Below are 18270 nucleotides of genomic sequence, written 5' to 3'. Positions count from 1 at the left end.
CTTGCTCGATTTTCCGCAGTGGAAAGTCTGGTCGATCGCAGCGACGATCTTCTTCGGGTTCCTGTTTGCCGCGCCGAATTTCCTGACCGAACAACAGGCGGCGAGCCTGCCGTCGTGGGTGCCGTCGAAGCAGTTGAGCCTCGGGCTCGATCTGCGTGGCGGCTCGCATTTGATGCTCGAGGCGTCGACCGACGACGTTCGCAAGACCAAGCTCGAGACGCTCGAGGAGACCGTGCGCAGCGAATTGCGGCAGGTGCCGGGCGGGGCGGTGGCGTTTACCGACATGTCGACGTCGGGCGGGCAATTGAGCCTGGTAGTGACCGACCCGGCGCGGATCGATGCCGCGGTTGAGGCGCTGCGCAAGGTTACCCAGCCGATCGGCGGACTTGGCGGGGCGCGCGATGTCGAAGTGACGGTAGCGGGCGACAGCCGCATCGTGCTGACTGAAACCGATGCCGGCGTGGCGGCGTCGATCGACAATGCCATGGCGCAAGCGGTCGAAGTCATTCGCAAGCGCATCGATGAACTGGGGACGCGGGAGCCGACGATCGTTCGGCAGGGCCAGAACCGCATTGTCGTGCAGGTGCCGGGGTTGCAGGATCCGGCGGCGCTGAAGGCGTTGCTCGGCAAGACCGCCAAGCTCGAATTCAAGCTGGTCGACGTCAATGCGGATGCGGCCGAAGTCGCTGCCGGCCGGGCCCCTCCGGGCAGCCAGATATTGCCGATGCTCGATGGCGGGTCGATCGCGGTGCGGCGCCGGGCGATCATCAATGGCGACCAGCTCGTCGATTCGCAGGTGAGCCAGGACCAGAACGGCTCGCCGGCGGTGAGTTTCCGGTTCGATTCGACGGGTGGACGGCGGTTTGCCCAGGCGACGCGCGACAATGTCGGCAAGCCGTTCGCCATCGTGCTCGACGGCAAGGTAATCTCGGCGCCGAACATCAACGAGCCGATCCTTGGCGGATCGGGCATTATTTCGGGCAGCTACACGGTCGCGACCGCCAATGAGCTGGCGATCCTGCTGCGGTCCGGCAAGCTGCCGGTGGAACTGAAGGTCGTCGAGGAACGCACCGTCGGGCCGGACCTCGGAGCGGATTCGATCCGCGCCGGGACCATCGCCGCGATCGTCGCGGTGCTCGCGGTTTCGCTGATCATGGTCACCGTCTATGGCCGGTTCGGCGTTTATTCGGTGATCGCGCTGATCGTGAACGTCATCCTCATCCTGGGTGTGATGTCGGGAGCGGGTTTCACGCTGACGTTGCCGGGTATTGCCGGGCTGGTGCTGACCATCGGGGCCGCGGTCGACGCCAACGTGCTGATCAACGAGCGCATCCGCGAGGAGCAGCGCAAGGGCAGGGGAGTCATTCCCTCGGTCGAGGTCGGTTTCCGCGACGCGACGCGGACGATCTGGGACGCCAACAGCCTGAATATCATCGTCGCCGTGATCATGTTCATCTTCGGGTCGGGGCCGATCAAGGGCTTTGCCGTGGTGTTGTCGATCGGTATCGCGACATCGGTGTTCACCGCGGTGACGCTGGTGCGGTTGATGGCGTCGCGCTGGCTGTTCAAGGCGCGGCCGTCGGTGCTGGTGATATGACGGGACTGGATTTCGCATGCCGTTGAAGATCATTCCCGACAACACCAACATCGGTTTTGTCCGCGCGCGCTTCATCGCGTTCGCGCTGACCATCGCGCTGACGCTCGGCTCGCTGGCGCTGCTTTATACGCGTGGGCTCAACCTGGGCGTCGATTTTGTCGGCGGCCTGACCATGGAAGTCGAATTCAAGGCGCCGCCGCCGCTCGACGCCCTGCGCGCCAAGGTCGACAGCCTTGGCGTCGGCACTTCGGCGCTGCAGGAATTCGGCAGCCCGCGCAACATCCTGATCCGGCTGCCGCTGCCCGAAGGCGAGCAGGGCGCGGTTCAGAAGGTCGTCGCCAAGGTCCAGAACGGCCTGAAATCCGGCTATGGCGAAGTGATGTTCCGGCGCACGGAATCGGTTTCGGGCAAGGTTTCGGCCGAGCTGATCGAATCGGGGATCTGGGCGGTGCTGCTGTCGATGGCGGCGGTGGCGCTGTTCACCTGGATCCGCTTCGAATGGTATTTCGGCGTCTCGACGGTGGTGGCGCTGGTCCATGACGTCATCGTGACTTTGGGGTTCTTTGCGCTGACACAGCTCGAGTTCGACCTCAATATCGTCGCCGCCGTGCTGACGATCATCGGCTATTCGCTCAACGACAAGGTCGTCATCGACGATCGTATTCGCGAGAATCTGCGCAAATACCGCACCATGGATATCGGGCCGATCATCGACCTGTCGGTCAACGAGACGTTGCCGCGCACGGTGATGACGTCGGTGACGTTGCTGGCCGCACTGGCGTCGATGCTGCTGCTCGGGCCGGATGTGATCTTCGGCTTTACCGCCGCGATGATGCTCGGGATCGTGGTCGGCACGTATTCGTCGATCTTCGTGTCGTCGTCGCTGCTAATTTCGCTGGGCGTGAAAAGCCGGGCAGCGCCGGAAGTGGCGAATGCCGAGCGGGTGGTTCGGCGGTAGGCTGGTTTGGTCCCGGGCTTGATCCGGGATCAGTTTTTATCGGCGCAAAGAAGAAACTGGGTCCCGGGTCAAGCCCGGAAAGACAGTTATTCAGGGGTTGCTGTCTGCCTCAGACCAGCGTGCCGACGCCGTCGCAGCTGAGGTCGAAGGCGGCAAGGCCGGCTTCTAGGTCGGTGCTGAAGGTCGGCTGGCCGAGCATCCAGTCGGCGGCTGAATCGATTTCCTCGGTGGCGGCATCGAGCGCATCGGCCCATTCATCGGCTTCGAAGGTGCCGCGGCCGACCATGGCGAGCGCGATGACTTCGGCCTGTTCGTCTTCGGCGAGGTCGTCGACGATGGCGCGCAGCTCGATTTCGGCGGGGTTCTCGTTGCCGTCCTCGTCGAGGTCGTCCTCGATCTCGTCGAGCTGGTCGTCGTCGACCGGGTCCGAGGCATCGTCGGGATCGGTATCGGGGATGAGTGCTTCGAATTCCCGCGCGCGCTGGACGATTCGGCAAACGATTTCAACGGCGATAGTCAGTTCCATGGGGCGGGAGCCTTTCGTGCGTGCCTGTGCGGCCAACAATGCGCGACAGGCACCTATGTTCCGTCAACCCCGATGCGGTTCGATCAGACCGGCGCGGCGCAGGCGCCATAGTTGATGCACCACTGGCTCGCGAGCCCGAGCAGCACGGCGCCGGCAAGCCACAACAACTTGCCGCGGCGACTGAGTTCGGTGTTGGCGGTCATCGAGACTACTCCGCGGCGATGGCTTCGGCGGAGTTGCCGAGCAGCCTTGCCCTGCCGGCCATATATTCACGCCGCAGCCGCGCCACAAGGTCGGCGGCCGGAACGACGTCCTTGATGGCGTTGATGCCCTGGCCGCAGCCCCAGATGTCCTTCCACGCTTTTGCTTCGGTATTGCCGCCGCTGCCGAAGTTCATGGCGCTCGGGTCGCTGACCGCCAGATCGTCGGGGTCCATGCCGGCGCGGATGATCGACGGGCGCAAATAATTGCCGTGAACGCCGGTGAACAGGTTGGAATAGACGATGTCGGAGGCGACCGAGCCGACGATCATGTCCTTGTAGTCCTGCGCGGCGCGCGCTTCGGTGGTGGCAATGAACGCCGACCCCATATAGCCGAAATCGGCCCCCAGCGCCTCGGCGGCGAGCACCGACTCGCCGGTCGCCATCGATCCCGACAGCGCCAGGGGGCCGTCGAACCATTCGCGGATCTCCTGGACCAGCGCGAACGGCGAGATGGTGCCGGCGTGGCCACCAGCGCCGGCGGCGACGGCGATCAGGCCATCGGCGCCCTTTTCGACGGCCTTGCGGGCAAAGGCGTTGGTGATGACGTCGTGCATGACGATGCCGCCATAGCTGTGGATGGCCTCGTTGACGTCATAGCGCGCACCCAATGAGGTGATGATCAGCGGCACCTTGTATTTCACGCACAGCTCGAGATCGGCCATGAGGCGGTCGTTCGATTTGTGGACGATCAGATTGACCGCATAGGGAGCGTCCTGCGGGGTCAGCTCGGTGTCGAGCCGCTGCAGCCATTCCTCGAACTGGGCGATGGGCCGGGCGTTGAGGCTGGGAAAGCTGCCGATGATGCCGGCGCGGCATTGCGCCATGACCAGCTCGGGGCCGGAGATAATGAATAGCGGCGAACCGATGACCGGGATCGAAAGCCGGTTCTTGAACTGGGCGGGCATTGTCATCGTGAGATCGCTCCGGTTGACGTTTGCGGCAACCTTAACCTTCGTCGTCGAAGATGGCCACCACAGGCTTTTGGGAGGCGGCGGTGCAGGCGCGGTACATGCCGGGGGTGTTGAAGGCCCAGCCGACGCTGCCGTCGTGCCCGGCGAATATCAGGCCCCCGTCGCCGCCGAGCGCCTTCAGTTCGGCAACGATCGTCGATGCTGCGGCCTGCGGGGTTTCGCCGAGGAACCGAACGCGTGCCGAAATCTCGTGGGCGGCGCCGATGCGGATGAAATCCTCGCCCGAGCCTGTTGCCGAGATCGCCACGGCGCCATCGGCCCAGGTGCCGGCACCAACGAGGGGAGAATCGCCGATGCGACCCCAGCGCTTGCCGGTCAGCCCGCCGGTCGAGGTCGCCGCCGCGAGCTTGCCGGCGCTGTCGCGTGCCACCGCGCCGACGGTGCCATATTTGAGATTCTTGTCGAACAGCGGCTCGCCGCGCGCTGCGGCTGCCTTCATCGATTGCAGCGCCTGCCAGCGTTCCTCGGTGCGGAAATACGCCGGCTCGACTTGTTCGAGGCCCTGTTCGAGCGCGAAGATGTCGGCGCCGTCGCGGGCGAGCAAGATGTGCGGGCTGCCCTCCATGACGGCGCGCGCCGCGCCGATCGGGTTTTTGGTGCGGGTCAGCCCGGCGACGGCGCCGGCGATGCGCGCGCTGCCGTCCATGATCGCGGCGTCGAGCTCGTTGCGGCCCTCCGCGGTGAAAACTGCGCCGCGGCCGGCGTTGAACTGGGGGTCATCCTCGAGCCGGCAGACGGCGGCTTCGACGGCATCGAGCGCACTGCCGCCGTCTGCCAGGATAGCGGCGCCGGCGACCAGCGCGGCATCAAGCCCGGCGCGGAATGCCAGGCCTTCGCCGATCGAGGCCCGGGTCATGGTCCCCGAGCCGCCGTGGATCGCCAGCGACCAGGTCGAAGTCTTGTCCATGATTATCCGTCACCGATGGTAGCAGCGGGCAGATTTGAACTGCCGACCTCCGGGTTATGAATCCGGCGCTCTCACCAACTGAGCTACGCTGCCAAATGTCCAGTGAGGCGCCGCTATAGTCGGATGGCGCGCGGGCGGTCAACAGCGTTGCTGTGCCGTCGGACACGGAACGCGCGTTTGGGATGCCACCAAGCGTTGTCGCCGGGAAATGCGGCACTGTTCTTGTCGGCCCGGTTGAGGCAGAAGCCGGGCATGAGCCTTGCCGATATCGAGCCGATTCCCCTGCGCCTGGTAGATAGCGACCTTGGCGCCGCCGCCGATGCGTTCGGCGATGCGTTTGCGCGCACCGGATTTGCCGTCGTCAGCGAGCATGGCATCGCGCAAGGCGTGATTGACCGGGCGCTGGGCACGGCCAAGGCCTTGTTTGCACTGCCCGAGGCGGTAAAGGCGCAATATGTCGTCCGGGGCGGCGGGGGCCAGCGCGGGCTGACGCCGTTCGGCATCGAGGCAGCCAAGGGCGCGGCGCTGTCGGACCTCAAGGAATTCTGGCACATCGGCCGCGAACTGCCCGCCGGGCACCGGTTCGAAAGCGTCATGCCGGCGAATATCTGGCCGGCGGAGGTCGCCGATTTTCGCGAGGCGCAGCTGGCACTGTACGCGGCGCTCGATCATGCTGGGCGGCGGATGCTGCGGGCGATTGCGGTGCACCTCGGGCTCGAGCCGGAATTCTTTGCCGGGCCGGTGACGGATGGGAATTCCATCCTGCGGCTGCTGCATTACCCGCCGGTCAGCGGTGCCGAGGCCGGGGCGATCCGGGCCGGTGCGCATGAGGATATCAATGTCATCACGCTGCTGCTCGGCGCCGAGGAGGCGGGGCTGCAATTGCTGGCGCGGATCGGCGAATGGCACGATATCGCGGCGCCGCAGGGCACCCTGGTGTGCAATATCGGCGACATGCTGCAGCGGCTGACCGGGGGGCGGTTGCCGTCGACGACCCACCGCGTCGTCAATCCATCACCCGAGCGCGCCGCGGTGCCGCGGTATTCGACGCCGTATTTCCTGCATTTCGCGCCGGATTACCTGATCGAGACGATGCCCGGTGGGCCGGCTGAATATCCGCCGATCACAGCCGACGAATATCTTCGCGAACGACTTCGCGAGATCAAGCTGTTGTAACAATTCTGCTCCACACGGGCGGTTTCTTGTCGGAGAATTGAAGATGCGCTTGATCCTAGCGGCGATCCTGGTCGGCATTGGTGCACCTGTGGTGGCGGCGCCGGTGCTCGATACGCCGTTGAAGGACGAATGGTGGCAGGCCGGCGAGGCAGCGATCGACAGCCGGATCGAGGCCGTCAACCGGCCGAAGCGGGCTAAGAACGTCATCCTGATGATCGGCGACGGCATGGGCATCGCGACGATCACCGCCGGGCGCATCTATGACGCGCAATATCCGACCGATGGCTCGCCGCGGCGGACCGGCGAGGAGAACAGCCTGAGCTTCGAGAAGCTGCCGCACGTCGCGCTGGTGAAGACGTATAATACCAACGCCCAGGTCGCCGACAGCGCCGGGACGGCGAGCGCGATGAATACCGGGGTGAAGACGCGCATCGGCTATATCAATTTCGGCCAGAACCAGACGGCGGCCGATTGCGCGACACCCGACAAGCTGCCGCGAACGATTGCCGAGATCGCCAAGCGGCAGGGCATGGCGGTCGGTATCGTGACGACGACGCGGATCACCCATGCGACGCCGGCGGCAGTCTACGGGCACGAGCCGAACCGCAACTGGGAGGGGTCGGACAAGGCCTATTCGTCGGAAGCGCACAAGGATTCGTGTCCGGACCTGGCCAGCCAGCTGGTCGATTTCAAGCCGGGCGGCGGGCTTGACCTGGCGCTTGGCGGCGGGGCCGGGCGGTTCCTGCCGATCAGCGCCGGTGGCCTGCGCGACGATGGCGTCAATCTGGTGACCAAGTGGCAGGGGCGGTTTACGGGCGGTCGCTATGTGTCGGACGCCGCCGGATTTCGCGCGCTCAAGCCGGGTGCGCCGGGGCCGGTGCTCGGGCTGTTCGCCATGGATCACCTGACTTTCGAGGCGGATCGCGACACGGCGAAGGAGCCGAGCCTGACCGAGATGGCGCAGTTTGCGGTGGCGAAGATGAAGGCGAGCAGCCCCGAGGGCTATTATCTGATGATCGAGGGTGGGCGGATCGACCATGCCCATCATGCCAGCAATCCGTCACGGGCACTTTCGGAGACACAGCAGTTCTCTCGCGCGGTGGCTGCGGTGCTGGCGACGGTCGACCTGAACGAGACGCTGGTGCTGGTTACCGCCGATCACAGCCACACGCTGACGATGGCGGGCTATCCCGAGCGCGGCAACGATATTCTGGGTTATATCAAGAATGCAGCGGCGGGCGAATCCCGCGGTAATGTCAGCCCGGAAGGCTATGCGCTCGACGACCGTGGGCAGCCGATGACGACGCTGAGCTATGCCAATGGCGCTTTTGTGACGCCAGGCCTGTCACGCCGGCTGGCGCCGAACGACAAGAATTACCTGTCCGACAAGACCTATGGCACCGATGGCGAATCGCATGGCGGCGAGGATGTTGCACTGTTCGCCGACGGCCCGCGCTCGGAACTGGTCAGCGGCGTCATCGAGCAGAACGTGATTTTTCATATCATCGCGGCGGCGTTGGGCTGGCGCTAGAGCTGGTTGGCCAGCCCGGCGGCGACGAGCGAACCACTGACGACGCCAAGCAGCAAGCCGGCGCCCCAGAGCCATAGCGCCGGACGCACGCGAAACCTGTGATTCTTGCTTTCTGTCATGCTACTCCCCGGATCGTCTTTTGACGGTGACTATCCTCGCAATTCGTTAAGCAAGAATTGTGCCATGTGACTTTTTTGCGACGAACTGCTTGATATAAGACAACGGTGTCATTTGCGCGTCGCGGCGGCCGTTAGCCTTCTGTAAAGGCTACCGACACATTTCAGTAATGTGCTGTCACAAAGAATAGCCCGTCGGGCGGTGCATTGAGGCCGAGCGCCGTGCGATCACGCGCTTCCAGCGCCGCTTTCAGATCGTCGGCGGACCATTTGCCATGGCCGACAAGCGCGAGGCAGCCGACCATCGAGCGCACCTGGTGATGGAGAAACGATCGTGCTTCGGCCTCCACGATGATGTCGTCGCCGTGCCGCGTGACACTCAGGCGCTCGAGGGTCTTTTCGGGCGATGCCGACTGGCAGGCGGTCGATCGGAAGGTGGTGAAATCATGATGGCCGACAAGCAGTTGCGCCGCCGCGTGCATGGCGTCGGCGTCGAGCGCCAGCGAAACCCGCCACGCCAGCCCCTCCTGCCAGGTCAGCGGCGCGCGGCGGTTGATGATGTGGTAGCGATAGGCGCGCCCGGTACAATCGAAGCGGGCGTGAAACCCCGGGGCGACTTCGCAGCCGATGATCGAGATCGGGTGTGCCCGCAGCTGCGAGTTGATCGCCGTCGCCAGCCGGAACGGCGACATCGGCCGTTCGAAATCGAAATGGGCGACCATGGCGGCGGCATGGACGCCGGCGTCGGTCCGCCCGGCGCCGTAGACGATGACGTTTTCGCCGCTGAAGGCGTGGATCGCCGCCTCGATGGCGCCCTGGACGGAAGGGGCGTCGGGTTGCCGCTGCCAGCCGGCAAAGGGCCGGCCATCATATTCGACGATTATGCGAAAGCGCTTCATCCGGCGCGCGTACCGGGCGGGATGGTCCAGCCGTTGAGCAAGGCCCGGACCGGCATCGCGGGCTTGCCGGGGCGCTGGGCGGTGATGACGCGCAAGGCTCCGTCGGCCGCGCCGATGACGAGGTCCGGACCGACCTCGCCGGGGGCAAATGCGCCCGGCACGACGTCGGCGGCGAGGATTTTGACGCGTTCGCCGGCGATCTCGGTGAAAGCCCCGGGGGCCGGGTTGAACGCTCGCACTGCGCGCTCGAGTGTCGCTGCGGGCAATGTGAAATCGAGCCGGGCTTCAGACTTGGCGATCTTGGGCGCCAGCGTCATGCCCTGCTCGGGTTGGGTAACAGCGGTCAGCGGCCCCTGCAGGGCTTCGACGACCAGTTCGGCACCGATCGACGCCAGTTCCACGGTCAGCGCGCCGGCGGTCTTGTCAGCCACCAGTGTCGCCCGCGCCAAGATCATCGGCCCGGTGTCGAGCCCGGCTTCCATCTGCATGATGGTCACGCCGGTCTCGGCATCGCCGGCGAGGATGGCGCGCTGGATCGGCGCTGCCCCCCGCCAGCGCGGCAGCAGCGACGCATGGATGTTGATGCAGCCGCGTTTCGGCGCGTCGAGCACGGCTTGCGGCAGCAGCAACCCATAGGCGGCGACGACGGCGACATCGGCGCCATGTGCGGCAAACACCGCCTGTGCCTCGATATCGCGCAGGGTGCGCGGCGTGTGGACCGGGAAACCGAGCGCTTCGGCACGGTCATGGACGGCCGAGCGGGCCAGCGCCTTGCCGCGCCCGGCGGGCTGCGGCGCGCGCGTATAGACCGCAGCGATCTCGTGCCCGGCGGCAACAAGCGCGTCGAGCGCGGGAACGGCGAAGGGCGGCGTGCCCATGAAAATGATGCGCATGGGCGTGGTTAGGGGGAAGTTGCATCCGGCGGCAAGAGGCAGTCCTTCATTGCCGCCGGTTGCGGGTCAGCTGGCGCTGGCGACGACCGTCACCGAGCGGCGATTGAGCGCCCAGGCGGCCTCGTCCGAGCCTTCGGCGACCGGGCGTTCCTTGCCGTAGCTGATCGTCGTCATCCGCGACGTGCCGACGCCTTGGGCAGCGAGGAAGTTCTTGGCGGCGGTGGCGCGGCGATCACCGAGCGCGAGGTTGTATTCGCGGGTGCCGCGTTCATCGGCATGGCCTTCGACGGTGACACGGACGTTGGGATAGCGCGCCAGCCATTCGGCCTGCTTGCCGAGGATGGTGCGTGCCTCGTCGTCGATCTCGTAGCTGTCATACTGGAACAGCACCGTGTCGGTCCCCGACTGGGCGGCGAAATCGGCGGCCGAACCCGGAATGTTGGCGTTGCCGACACCAGCCACCGGCGGCGTGCCGGTGCCGCTGTCGAGCCCGGTACCGGGCGTGCTGGGGGTCGTGGCCGTCGGCGGCGGTGGTGGCAGATCCTTCTTCTTCGTTGCGCAGGCAGAGACCGTGATCGCCAGCGCGGCGATCAGGGGCAGGGAGAGCAAACGCTGGGACATGCCGATTTCCTTGTTTACGTAAAATACTGTCATCCCCGAAACGCCTTTCTAGACGAAGCCGCTGTCTTGGCAAGTTTCGGGGTCGGTGACGCTAGGGCAGCAAGGGCGACCAGGCCGGGTCCGAACCATCGAGTGGGGTCGGCACCTTGCGCTCATTCTGGCCCGAAAGATCGACCGAATAAAGGTCCACGGGCCCGCCGCGCGCCGAGCGGAAGAACAGGATGACGCGGCCGTTGGGCGACCAGGTCGGGCCTTCGTCCTGATAGGCATTGGTCAGGAGCCGCTCGCCCGAGCCGTCGGGTTTCATGACGCCGATCGAAAAGCGCCCGCCGCCGATACGGGTGAAAGCGATCAGGTCGCCGCGCGGGCTCCAGACCGGCGTCGCGGCACGGCCGTCGCCAAAGCTGATGCGCTGCTGGCCCGAACCGTCGGCGTTCATCACGTAAAGCTGCTGCGAGCCGCCGCGATCGCTTTCGAAGACGATCCGGCGGCCGTCGGGCGAATAGCTCGGTGCGGTGTCGATGCCGGTCTGGGTGGTCAGCCGGGTCAGTTGCCGGCTGCTGATATCGAGGCGGTAGACATCGGTGTTGCCGCCGGTCGACATCGAGAAGATCAGGTTCGAGCCATCGGGCGAAAACCGCGGCGCAAAGCTCATGTTGGGAAAGTCGCCGATCGCCTGCTGGCGGCCCGAACCGAGCGTGTAGAGCCAGACCCGCGGGCGATTACCCTCGAAGGACATGTAGGTGATGGTCTGCTGGTTCGGCGCGAACCGCGGCGTCAGCACAAGGTTCTGGCCGCTGGTCAGGAACCGGTGGCCGGCGCCGTCCTGGTCCATGACCGCGAGGCGCTTGATGCGCTTGGTCTTCCGCCCGGTTTCTGAGACATAGACGATGCGGCTGTCGAAATAGCCGGTCTCGCCGGTCAGCCGTGAATAGACGAGATCGGCGCATTTGTGCGCGGCGCGGCGCCAACCGGCGGCGGTGGTGACGAACCCCTGGCGCGCCAGTTCCTCCGATGAAAACACGTCATAGGCGTAGCAGCCGACGGTGATGCCGCCATCCGGGTTGGCGGTGACGGTACCGGTGACGAGCGCCTGGGCGGCGACGGTGCGCCAGTTGGCGAACTGCGGCCGGGTCACGTCGGGGACGCTGACGGAAGTGGTGAAGGCGGCGGGGTCGATCGGCCGAAACAGGCCCGACGATCGCAGGTCGTCGGAAATGACCTTGGCGACGCGCTGCCCCAGTTCGGCCGTGGTGCCGGCCTCGGTCGGCTGGGCGGCGGCGGTGGCAAAACCGGGGACCGCGATCGGCAGCGGCTGGGCAATGCCCGAGTTGATGTCGACCCGGATCGGGGCGGCGACTGCCGGGAACGCTGTCAGCAGGGCGAGGGAAGCGATAATCATGCGCATGGCGGGGGTGTAGCACCTCGATAACAGAGTGGGGAGGGGATGCTTGTGGGGAGTGTGGATTTCCGAACTTGATTCGTCACCCCGGCGAAGGCCGGGGCCCATCTCCTGCGCTTGCCGGATAGGCGGCGTTCATCGGCGCGAAGCCGAGGATTGACACCGCAAGGTCGTGCCAATCGGGGTTCGCTTCTTCGATCAAGCGGATCTTCCAGTCCCTATGCCATTTCTTGAGTAGCTTTTCCCAGGCGATTGCTGGCAGGATTTCGCCGAACTGCTCCAGCCAGACCAAGCGGTGGATGCCGTGTTCGAGAGTGAAACCGGGTGTCAGTCCCTGGCGGTGTTCGGACATTCGGCGCATCAGGTCTGACGTGACGCCGACGTAGAGCGCGCCCTGGCGGCGGTTGGCGAGAATGTAGACATGGCCGCCTTTTTCCATCAGCCGGCGCTGTTGAAGACGGCGCTTGCGGGAGCGCGTGTCGGCCTACCTGGCGCGCGCAGGAGATGGGCCCCGGCCTTCGCCGGGGTGACGGCAAGAAGGGTGGTGGTGACGGCGAGAGGGGTGGTGGTGACGGCAACAAAGGCAGCGCCAAATCCAGCCACCCTCACGTCATGCTTTCCGGATCAAAATTGATCTCGACCGATTTCCACAGATCGTACAAATTCGCCGGCAGCTTCAGCGGTTGGCAGCGGAGGACCGCGCGGCGGGCGGTTTCGGCGAAGGCGCGGGAATAATCGGAATTGCCGGTGCTCGTGCCGGTCTGGGAGACCACCGTGGGCTGGCCGATGACGCTGCCGTCGCGGGCATAGTCGGCGCGGATCACCACGGTCATCTTGCGCACGTCGGTCCCGCCGATCGGCGGGTTCCAGCACGGTGCGACCTGGGCCTGGATCGCCTGCGCCAGAGTTGCCGCAGCGCGCGGGTCGATCCGCGCCTGTTTGGGGGCTGCGACGCCGATGCTCTTGGCGAGATCCGAGGTATCGAGCGGCTTGACCCGGGCCTTGGGCAGCGCCTTGTCGATCAGGTTGCTGAGCACCGACGTGTCGAGCGGCTTCGATTCGCGCGGTTTTTCGGGGGCCGGCTTCTTGGCGGGTTCGGGCTTCGGCGGCACCGGCTTGGGCGGTGCGGGCTTTGTTGGCACCGGCTTCGGCTCGGTCTTGGGCTCCGGCAGCGGCACCGCGTCGGTCGGGGCAGGGGTAGGCTCGGGCGTTGGCTCGGGCTCCACCGGCGCCGGCTCGGGCGTCACGGTCTCCTGCGGCGCGGCTTTCATCGACGGCTTGGGCGCCTCGGTCACGCGCGGCACGTCGGCGATGTCGACGAAATCGACCGGGATCATTTCCTCGGCCGGCGCCAGGGGTTTGGGCGCAAACTGCCAGCCGATGCTCAGCGCGGCGAACAGGATGATATGCGCGGCCGCCGCCGCCAGCAGCGCACGGCGTTCGGTCACGGCTGGTTGGTCGCCGAAGTTTCGGCCGGGCTTTCGCTGGCGGTCGCGGCGCGTTGATCGCTGACCAGCGCGACCTTGCGGAAGCCGGCGGCGGAGACTTCGCCGACGAGCTGCATCACCCGGCCATAATCGAGCGCCCGATCGGCGCGGACATAGACGCGCGCCTCGTCCCGGCGCGCCCCGCGCAGTGCCGCCAGTTTCGCCGCCAGATTGGCACCCGGCACCTTTTGCTGGTCGATGAAGACCTGGCCGCCAGAATCGATGCTGACCTGGATCGGCACGTCATCGGACTGCAGCGCCTTCGCCTTGCTGTCGGGCAGGTCGATCGGCACGCCGGTTACCAGCAGCGGCGCCGTCACCATGAAGATGATCAGCAGCACCAGCATGACATCGACCATCGGGGTGATGTTGATGTCGGCCATCGGCGCGCGCCGGCCGCGGCGGTTGGGCAGGCCCATCGCCATTATTTCTGCTCCATGCCGTCGAGCTGCCGCGATAACAGGCCCTGGAATTCCTCGGCAAAGGCGCTCAGCCGGGCTTCGAGCCGGCCGACATTATGGAGCAGGCGGTTATAGCCGATCACCGCCGGGATAGCCGCGAACAGGCCCATCGCGGTGGCGAACAACGCCTCGGCGATACCCGGCGCGACGACGGCAAGCGTGGTGTTTTGCGACGCGGCGATCGAGGTGAACGCGCCCATGATGCCCCAGACGGTACCGAACAGCCCGACGAACGGCGCGACGGCACCGATGGTGGCGAGGATGTTGAGCCGGTCGCCGAGATCGTCGACTTCGCGCGCGATGCTGACCTGGGTTGTCGACGCCAGCCGGCCGCGCACGCCTTCGCGATCGATGCGGCCGCGCGCGACGCTGCGGCGCCATTCGTTCATGCCGGCGACGAACATCTTGGCCGACGGGTGGTTGGCCTTGGCGGCAGGGTCGTACAGCGCGTCGAGGCTTTCGGCCTTCCAGAACCATTCCTCGAACTGCTTGGCCTGGCCGTTGATGGTGCGCAGGCGGCGCGAGCGCTCGACGATGATCGCCCATGACCAGACGCTGGCGGCCAGCAGCAGCAGCATGACCAGTTTGACGACGATATCGGCCTGTACGAACAGTGCCCAGGGGCTCAGTTCGGCGGCAGCTTTGGCAATGGGATCCATTATGGGGTCGCGGCCTGTTGCATGAGGAGGGTGAAGCGTTCGTGCCAGTCGCGCGCCTGTCGCCGCGGCCGGCCGTCCATATCGAGGAATGCGGCCGTGACCGCGCCGCTGCACAGCAATTCGGCGCCGCGCATGACGTCGTGGATGAGGCAGGTGGCGGCGGCGCGGACCTTGGTGACGCGGCTGACGACGGTCAGTTCATCGTCGAGGCGCGCCGGGCGAAACCAGGTGATGTTCATCGAATGGACGGCGTAATAGCCGGCGCGGGCGCCCATCATCTCGGTGTGGATGACACCCGACAGCCGCAGCATCTCGGTGCGCGCGCGCTCCATATAGTGCAGGTAATTGGCGTGATAGACGATGCCGGTCATGTCCGTGTCCTCGAAATAGACGCGGACCGGATAATGGTGGCGACCATCGATGATTTCGCCATTGGTGGGGATGAACGGTTTCACGCTGCCGTCTTAGGGGATGGCATGGGGCGGGGGAAGCACTACCGGGCGCATGGTTGCAACGGATGGCCGGGCGCGGCTTGATGGCGGGTGAATGGTGCACACGCGAAAACGGCCCGGTTTGCACCGGGCCGCATTCGTCCGCCTGTGCCGGCGAGGATGCTCTCAGGCGTCCTTTTCGACGCGTGGCAGGCGCTTTTCAACGATACGTGCCGACTTGCCCGAACGGCCGCGCAGGTAATAGAGCTTGGCGCGCCGCACGACACCGCGGCGGACGACATCGATGGCTTCGATCGACGGCGAGTACAGCGGGAATACGCGCTCGACGCCTTCGCCGAACGAGATCTTGCGAACGGTGAACGACGAACCCATGCCGCAATTCGAGCGGGCGATGCAGACGCCTTCGTAATTCTGGACGCGGGTGCGCTCGCCTTCGACGACCTTCACGCCGACCTTGAGGGTGTCACCAGCGCGAAACTGGGGGATGGGCCGCTTGGCAACGGCCTTGGCAATGTTTTCGGCTTCGATCTGCTGGATGAGATTCATCTCATTCCTCCTTCTTCTGTCGTCGCGCGCCAGAGGGCGATGGGCCTGCAGCGTCGGAATGACGCTGCCAAAGGTCCGGCCGCCTTAGCCGTGTGTCCTGTTCGGACCGCTCCGTCCGCCATTTGGCGATCTTTGCGTGATCCCCCGATCGCAACACGTCGGGGATCGAATAGCCCTCCCATTCGGGAGGCCTTGTATAGTGCGGATGTTCGAGGAGCCCCGTTTCGAAGCTCTCGTCCACACCGCTCAAGGCCGCGCCCATTACACCGGGCAACAGCCGGACGCAAGCATCGAGCAAAACCGTCACCGCGACCTCGCCGCCGGAGAGGATATAATCGCCGATGCTGACCTGTTCGATGGCGCGCGCTTCGAACAAGCGCTCGTCGAAACCTTCGAAGCGGCCGCATAGCAAGGTGACGCCGGGGCCGGCGGCAAGGGCACGGACGCGGGCCTGGGTGAGGGGGGCGCCGCGCGGCGTCATCGCGAGGACGGGAGTGCCGTTGGCGACGCCATCGACCGCGGCGGCGACGACATCGGCGCGCAAGACCATGCCGGGGCCGCCGCCGGCGGGGGTATCGTCGACGCTGCGATGCTTGTCGGTGGCCCAGTCGCGGATGTTGCGTGGATTAATCGACCAGATGCCGTCGGTTAGCGCGCGGCCGGCGAGGCTTTGGCCGAGGGAGCCGGGGAACATTTCCGGGTAGAGGGTAAGGATGGTGGCTGTCCAGGTCATGGTCGGGTCCAGTCCTCGACGCGCAGGCCGGTCACGTCGGCGAAGTCGCCGGTGTTGGCAGTGACGAGGGTGAGGTCGCGTGCCAGCGCATGCGCCGCAATCAGGCGGTCAAATTTCGCGCGCTTGAAGGGCAGCTTGCCGTACGCCCTTGCGGCAGCTTCATCGAAAGGCAGGGCAGGGGCGATGCGCAGCAAATGCTCGATCTGATCGATTGCGCTAGGCTCGTGGCGGGCAACGCCGATCGTTAGTTCGGCGAGCACGATCGCGCTGATGGCCAACTCGCCGACCACACATGCCGACACCCTTGCACGCAGCGGCAACGACGCCGCGTCGAACAGATAGATGCAGATATTCGTGTCGAGGAGATACCGCGGCTCAGTCACGCTTCAACAACTTGCCACCCCAATCGAGTTCGCGCGGCTCGAACTCACGTTCGTCCGGCGTCAAAGGCTTCAGGCCGGGAATACTGCCCCAAACGCCCGTCAGGTCGATCGTCTTGCGCGTTTCAGCGACCTGCTCCACGATCCAGCGCCCCTGTTCCTCGCGGACTTCGACCACCATCCCCGGCTCCACGGCAAAGCTTGCCGGAAAGCGCACGGCATTTGAGTTTCCCGATTTGAACACCTTGGTGCGTGCCATCACTGCCTCCGTATATACATCCCGTATATACTAGGCCAGCCATTCCTCGTCAACCACCACCCGCTCGCCAACCTCAGGCACAGCTGGCGGGCGGAACGGGACCATCACCGTCTTGCCATCGGGGCGCGTGATCTCGAGAATGTCGCCGGCGTTGAAATTCTCGATCGCCGTCACCGTTCCCACCGCGTTGCCGGTGATCGTCACCACCGGCAGTCCGATAATATCCGCATGATAATATTCGCCCTCCGCCAGCGGCGGCAGGCTGGTCCGCGGCACGCGCAGTAGCGTCCCGCGCATATTCTCCGCTGCCGTGCGGTCGGTAATCTCGGTGAAGCGCGCCACCGCGCCGATCTTGTCGGGGCGGATGGTCTTCAGCGTCAGCGTACGTCCGCCGGCATTGAACGCCTTGTGGACGTTCAGCGATTCCAGCCCCTGCGCAAACAGTTTCAACCGCACTTCGCCGGTGATGCCATGGGCACCTGCGATTGCCGCCAGGGTAATATCGGTATCGTCAGTCATCGCGGGCTACTCTTGATCAGGCGCGGCCAGCAGATGAACAGCGCCGGCAGCGCAATCGGCACCAGTGCCAGCGAGGTCCATCCCAGCGTGCCATCGTGATATCGCGCCGACACGGCATAGGCGCTGCCCATTACCAATGCGACCGCGACCGTGCCGCGTACCGGCGCCATCAACAATCCGGCGGCGGCCAGCCCACAGGCCAGCGCCGCCGCCGGGTCGCCGAGCACGCTCATGGCCGTCCCCGCCATCACCGCGGCCAATACCGCGGCGACGACAGGGACATGCCGAGGTGTCAGGCGGTCTTCTCGTCGTTACCGGCAGCAGGCGCTGCATCTTCGGCAACAACCGGCTCAACAGCCGTTTCTTCAACCGCAGTCTCTTCGACCGAAGTCTCTTCGACAGCGGTTTCCTCGACGGCAACTTCTTCGACCGCAGGGGCTGCAGCGGCTTCGGCGGCTGCCTCGGCTTCAGCGGCCGCTGCTGCTTCGGCGGCTTCGCGCGCGTCGATCACGGCCTGTGCGGTAGCAGTCTCGGCTTCGGCGGCGGCAGTGACGGCGGCTTCGGCCTTGTCGGCGTTGACCTGGGCGCGTTCCTTGGCCTTGTCGCCAGGCAGAGCCTTGTTCGGGTTGCTGCGAGCGGCGCGGGTGCGCACGCCGGCGGCATCGAGGAAGCGGGCGACCCGGTCCGAAGGCTGGGCGCCGACGCTCAGCCAATGCACGGCGCGGTCCGTGTCGAGCTTGATGCGGTCAGGCGAATCCTTGGCGAGGAGCGGGTTGTACGTGCCGATCTTCTCGAGGAACTTGCCGTCGCGGGCGTTGCGCGAATCCGTGACGACGATGCGGTAATACGGGCGCTTCTTCATGCCGCCACGTGCGAGGCGAATTGCCAATGCCATTGTCTTGTCTTCCTTGGTT

Annotated in this window: 24 protein-coding genes, 1 tRNA gene and 1 pseudogene; 4 read left to right on the top strand and 22 right to left on the bottom strand. The window is 65.6% G+C overall.

Going from position 1 to position 18270, the window contains the following annotated elements; translation table 11 throughout:
* Position 1: 1 nt before the first annotated feature.
* Both secD and secF read left to right on the top strand, forming a co-directional pair.
* Entirely contained in the window at positions 2-1597 is a 1596-nt protein-coding gene (gene secD / locus IEW98_RS05880) for a protein translocase subunit SecD (RefSeq protein ID WP_188762002.1), read from the top strand.
* Between the two features lie 16 nt (positions 1598-1613).
* The gene (secF, locus tag IEW98_RS05875) at positions 1614-2555 is read left to right on the top strand and encodes a protein translocase subunit SecF (RefSeq protein ID WP_188762001.1); all 942 of its coding nucleotides are present in this window, start codon (positions 1614-1616) and stop codon (positions 2553-2555) included.
* 109 nt (positions 2556-2664) lie between these two features.
* On the opposite strand, the gene IEW98_RS05870 is transcribed toward secF, so the two are convergent.
* The 4 genes from IEW98_RS05870 to IEW98_RS05855 form a co-directional block, all read right to left on the bottom strand.
* Positions 2665-3081, bottom strand: coding sequence for a DUF3775 domain-containing protein (locus IEW98_RS05870; RefSeq protein WP_188762000.1), 417 nt, complete (start codon positions 3079-3081; stop codon positions 2665-2667).
* Between the two features lie 208 nt (positions 3082-3289).
* A complete protein-coding gene (locus tag IEW98_RS05865; RefSeq protein WP_188761999.1) occupies positions 3290-4255 on the bottom strand; it encodes an NAD(P)H-dependent flavin oxidoreductase in 966 nt (321 codons plus the stop codon).
* 34 nt (positions 4256-4289) lie between these two features.
* Positions 4290-5222: an isoaspartyl peptidase/L-asparaginase family protein gene (locus IEW98_RS05860; RefSeq protein WP_188761998.1), complete on the bottom strand. Its 933-nt coding sequence runs from the start codon at positions 5220-5222 to the stop codon at positions 4290-4292.
* Between the two features lie 16 nt (positions 5223-5238).
* Positions 5239-5315: transfer RNA gene (locus tag IEW98_RS05855), tRNA-Met, on the bottom strand.
* A gap of 159 nt (positions 5316-5474) precedes the next feature.
* On the opposite strand from IEW98_RS05855, the gene IEW98_RS05850 reads away from it, so the two are divergent.
* Together IEW98_RS05850 and IEW98_RS05845 are read left to right on the top strand one after the other, a co-directional pair.
* Complete coding sequence (locus tag IEW98_RS05850; RefSeq protein WP_188761997.1) at positions 5475-6398, top strand: isopenicillin N synthase family dioxygenase; 924 nt, start codon at positions 5475-5477, stop codon at positions 6396-6398.
* A gap of 43 nt (positions 6399-6441) precedes the next feature.
* A complete protein-coding gene (locus tag IEW98_RS05845; RefSeq protein WP_188761996.1) occupies positions 6442-7929 on the top strand; it encodes an alkaline phosphatase in 1488 nt (495 codons plus the stop codon).
* Here the strand turns inward: IEW98_RS05845 and IEW98_RS16730 are convergent.
* From IEW98_RS16730 to rpsP, 18 genes and pseudogenes are all read right to left on the bottom strand, one after another.
* Positions 7926-8048, bottom strand: coding sequence for a hypothetical protein (locus IEW98_RS16730; protein WP_279380348.1), 123 nt, complete (start codon positions 8046-8048; stop codon positions 7926-7928). The two genes, IEW98_RS05845 and IEW98_RS16730, sit on opposite strands and share 4 nt — an antisense overlap.
* Positions 8049-8209: 161 nt before the next feature.
* On the bottom strand, positions 8210-8944 hold the full coding sequence (truA, locus tag IEW98_RS05840; protein ID WP_188761995.1) for a tRNA pseudouridine(38-40) synthase TruA: 735 nt from the start codon (positions 8942-8944) through the stop codon (positions 8210-8212).
* Positions 8941-9837: a methionyl-tRNA formyltransferase gene (gene fmt / locus IEW98_RS05835; RefSeq protein WP_188761994.1), complete on the bottom strand. Its 897-nt coding sequence runs from the start codon at positions 9835-9837 to the stop codon at positions 8941-8943. Before fmt ends, truA begins: the two co-directional genes overlap by 4 nt.
* Positions 9838-9903: 66 nt before the next feature.
* Complete coding sequence (gene pal / locus IEW98_RS05830; protein ID WP_188761993.1) at positions 9904-10458, bottom strand: peptidoglycan-associated lipoprotein Pal; 555 nt, start codon at positions 10456-10458, stop codon at positions 9904-9906.
* 91 nt (positions 10459-10549) lie between these two features.
* Positions 10550-11866, bottom strand: coding sequence for a Tol-Pal system beta propeller repeat protein TolB (gene tolB / locus IEW98_RS05825; RefSeq protein WP_188761992.1), 1317 nt, complete (start codon positions 11864-11866; stop codon positions 10550-10552).
* A 76-nt stretch (positions 11867-11942) separates the two neighbouring features.
* A complete protein-coding gene (locus tag IEW98_RS05820; protein WP_188761991.1) occupies positions 11943-12299 on the bottom strand; it encodes a GIY-YIG nuclease family protein in 357 nt (118 codons plus the stop codon).
* Positions 12299-12463, bottom strand: a complete 165-nt coding sequence (locus IEW98_RS05815) for a hypothetical protein (protein WP_188761990.1) — start codon at positions 12461-12463, stop codon at positions 12299-12301. Before IEW98_RS05815 ends, IEW98_RS05820 begins: the two co-directional genes overlap by 1 nt.
* Before the next feature lie 2 nt (positions 12464-12465).
* Positions 12466-13308 carry a cell envelope integrity protein TolA gene (tolA, locus tag IEW98_RS05810; RefSeq protein WP_188761989.1) on the bottom strand — a complete coding sequence of 281 codons (843 nt, stop codon included), beginning with the start codon at positions 13306-13308 and terminating at the stop codon, positions 12466-12468.
* Complete coding sequence (locus tag IEW98_RS05805; RefSeq protein WP_188761988.1) at positions 13305-13772, bottom strand: ExbD/TolR family protein; 468 nt, start codon at positions 13770-13772, stop codon at positions 13305-13307. Before IEW98_RS05805 ends, tolA begins: the two co-directional genes overlap by 4 nt.
* On the bottom strand, positions 13772-14467 hold the full coding sequence (tolQ, locus tag IEW98_RS05800; RefSeq protein WP_188761987.1) for a protein TolQ: 696 nt from the start codon (positions 14465-14467) through the stop codon (positions 13772-13774). The genes IEW98_RS05805 and tolQ overlap by 1 nt, the downstream gene beginning before the upstream one ends.
* A complete protein-coding gene (locus tag IEW98_RS05795) occupies positions 14467-14922 on the bottom strand; it encodes a YbgC/FadM family acyl-CoA thioesterase (protein WP_188761986.1) in 456 nt (151 codons plus the stop codon). Before IEW98_RS05795 ends, tolQ begins: the two co-directional genes overlap by 1 nt.
* 162 nt (positions 14923-15084) lie before the next feature.
* Positions 15085-15465 (bottom strand): 50S ribosomal protein L19, encoded by a 381-nt coding sequence (rplS, locus tag IEW98_RS05790; protein ID WP_188761985.1) that lies wholly within the window; start codon positions 15463-15465, stop codon positions 15085-15087.
* Position 15466: 1 nt separating this feature from the next.
* Entirely contained in the window at positions 15467-16198 is a 732-nt protein-coding gene (gene trmD, locus IEW98_RS05785; RefSeq protein WP_188761984.1) for a tRNA (guanosine(37)-N1)-methyltransferase TrmD, read from the bottom strand.
* On the bottom strand, positions 16195-16581 hold the full coding sequence (locus IEW98_RS05780) for a type II toxin-antitoxin system VapC family toxin (protein WP_188761983.1): 387 nt from the start codon (positions 16579-16581) through the stop codon (positions 16195-16197). Before IEW98_RS05780 ends, trmD begins: the two co-directional genes overlap by 4 nt.
* On the bottom strand, positions 16574-16837 hold the full coding sequence (locus IEW98_RS05775) for an AbrB/MazE/SpoVT family DNA-binding domain-containing protein (protein WP_188761982.1): 264 nt from the start codon (positions 16835-16837) through the stop codon (positions 16574-16576). Before IEW98_RS05775 ends, IEW98_RS05780 begins: the two co-directional genes overlap by 8 nt.
* A gap of 30 nt (positions 16838-16867) precedes the next feature.
* Entirely contained in the window at positions 16868-17356 is a 489-nt protein-coding gene (gene rimM, locus IEW98_RS05770) for a ribosome maturation factor RimM (protein ID WP_188761981.1), read from the bottom strand.
* The gene (locus IEW98_RS05765) at positions 17353-17604 is read right to left on the bottom strand and encodes a hypothetical protein (protein ID WP_188761980.1); all 252 of its coding nucleotides are present in this window, start codon (positions 17602-17604) and stop codon (positions 17353-17355) included. The genes rimM and IEW98_RS05765 overlap by 4 nt, the downstream gene beginning before the upstream one ends.
* A 161-nt stretch (positions 17605-17765) precedes the next feature.
* Positions 17766-18251 (bottom strand): annotated as a pseudogene (rpsP, locus tag IEW98_RS05760) (30S ribosomal protein S16); the annotation flags it as partial.
* Positions 18252-18270: the final 19 nt, after the last annotated feature.

Source organism: Sandarakinorhabdus glacialis (assembly GCF_014643455.1).
GTDB classification, from domain to species: domain Bacteria; phylum Pseudomonadota; class Alphaproteobacteria; order Sphingomonadales; family Sphingomonadaceae; genus Sandarakinorhabdus; species Sandarakinorhabdus glacialis.
The sequence above is the reverse complement of the archived record's forward strand: the minus strand, read 5'-3'. Positions and strand labels throughout refer to the sequence as shown.

Coding starts and splice junctions, on each gene's coding strand:
- IEW98_RS05850 (WP_188761997.1), top strand. CDS start 5,475: ATGAGCCTTGCCGATATCGAGCCGATTCCCCTGCGCCTGGTAGATAGC.
- IEW98_RS05820 (WP_188761991.1), bottom strand. CDS start 12,299: ATGGAAAAAGGCGGCCATGTCTACATTCTCGCCAACCGCCGCCAGGGC.
- IEW98_RS05765 (WP_188761980.1), bottom strand. CDS start 17,604: ATGGCGGGGACGGCCATGAGCGTGCTCGGCGACCCGGCGGCGGCGCTG.
- IEW98_RS05860 (WP_188761998.1), bottom strand. CDS start 5,222: ATGGACAAGACTTCGACCTGGTCGCTGGCGATCCACGGCGGCTCGGGG.
- IEW98_RS05845 (WP_188761996.1), top strand. CDS start 6,442: ATGCGCTTGATCCTAGCGGCGATCCTGGTCGGCATTGGTGCACCTGTG.
- IEW98_RS05775 (WP_188761982.1), bottom strand. CDS start 16,837: ATGGCACGCACCAAGGTGTTCAAATCGGGAAACTCAAATGCCGTGCGC.
- truA (WP_188761995.1), bottom strand. CDS start 8,944: ATGAAGCGCTTTCGCATAATCGTCGAATATGATGGCCGGCCCTTTGCC.
- trmD (WP_188761984.1), bottom strand. CDS start 16,198: ATGACCTGGACAGCCACCATCCTTACCCTCTACCCGGAAATGTTCCCC.
- IEW98_RS16730 (WP_279380348.1), bottom strand. CDS start 8,048: ATGACAGAAAGCAAGAATCACAGGTTTCGCGTGCGTCCGGCGCTATGG.
- IEW98_RS05870 (WP_188762000.1), bottom strand. CDS start 3,081: ATGGAACTGACTATCGCCGTTGAAATCGTTTGCCGAATCGTCCAGCGC.
- rplS (WP_188761985.1), bottom strand. CDS start 15,465: ATGAATCTCATCCAGCAGATCGAAGCCGAAAACATTGCCAAGGCCGTT.
- IEW98_RS05865 (WP_188761999.1), bottom strand. CDS start 4,255: ATGACAATGCCCGCCCAGTTCAAGAACCGGCTTTCGATCCCGGTCATC.
- tolQ (WP_188761987.1), bottom strand. CDS start 14,467: ATGGATCCCATTGCCAAAGCTGCCGCCGAACTGAGCCCCTGGGCACTG.
- rimM (WP_188761981.1), bottom strand. CDS start 17,356: ATGACTGACGATACCGATATTACCCTGGCGGCAATCGCAGGTGCCCAT.
- secF (WP_188762001.1), top strand. CDS start 1,614: ATGCCGTTGAAGATCATTCCCGACAACACCAACATCGGTTTTGTCCGC.
- tolB (WP_188761992.1), bottom strand. CDS start 11,866: ATGCGCATGATTATCGCTTCCCTCGCCCTGCTGACAGCGTTCCCGGCA.
- fmt (WP_188761994.1), bottom strand. CDS start 9,837: ATGCGCATCATTTTCATGGGCACGCCGCCCTTCGCCGTTCCCGCGCTC.
- pal (WP_188761993.1), bottom strand. CDS start 10,458: ATGTCCCAGCGTTTGCTCTCCCTGCCCCTGATCGCCGCGCTGGCGATC.
- IEW98_RS05805 (WP_188761988.1), bottom strand. CDS start 13,772: ATGGCGATGGGCCTGCCCAACCGCCGCGGCCGGCGCGCGCCGATGGCC.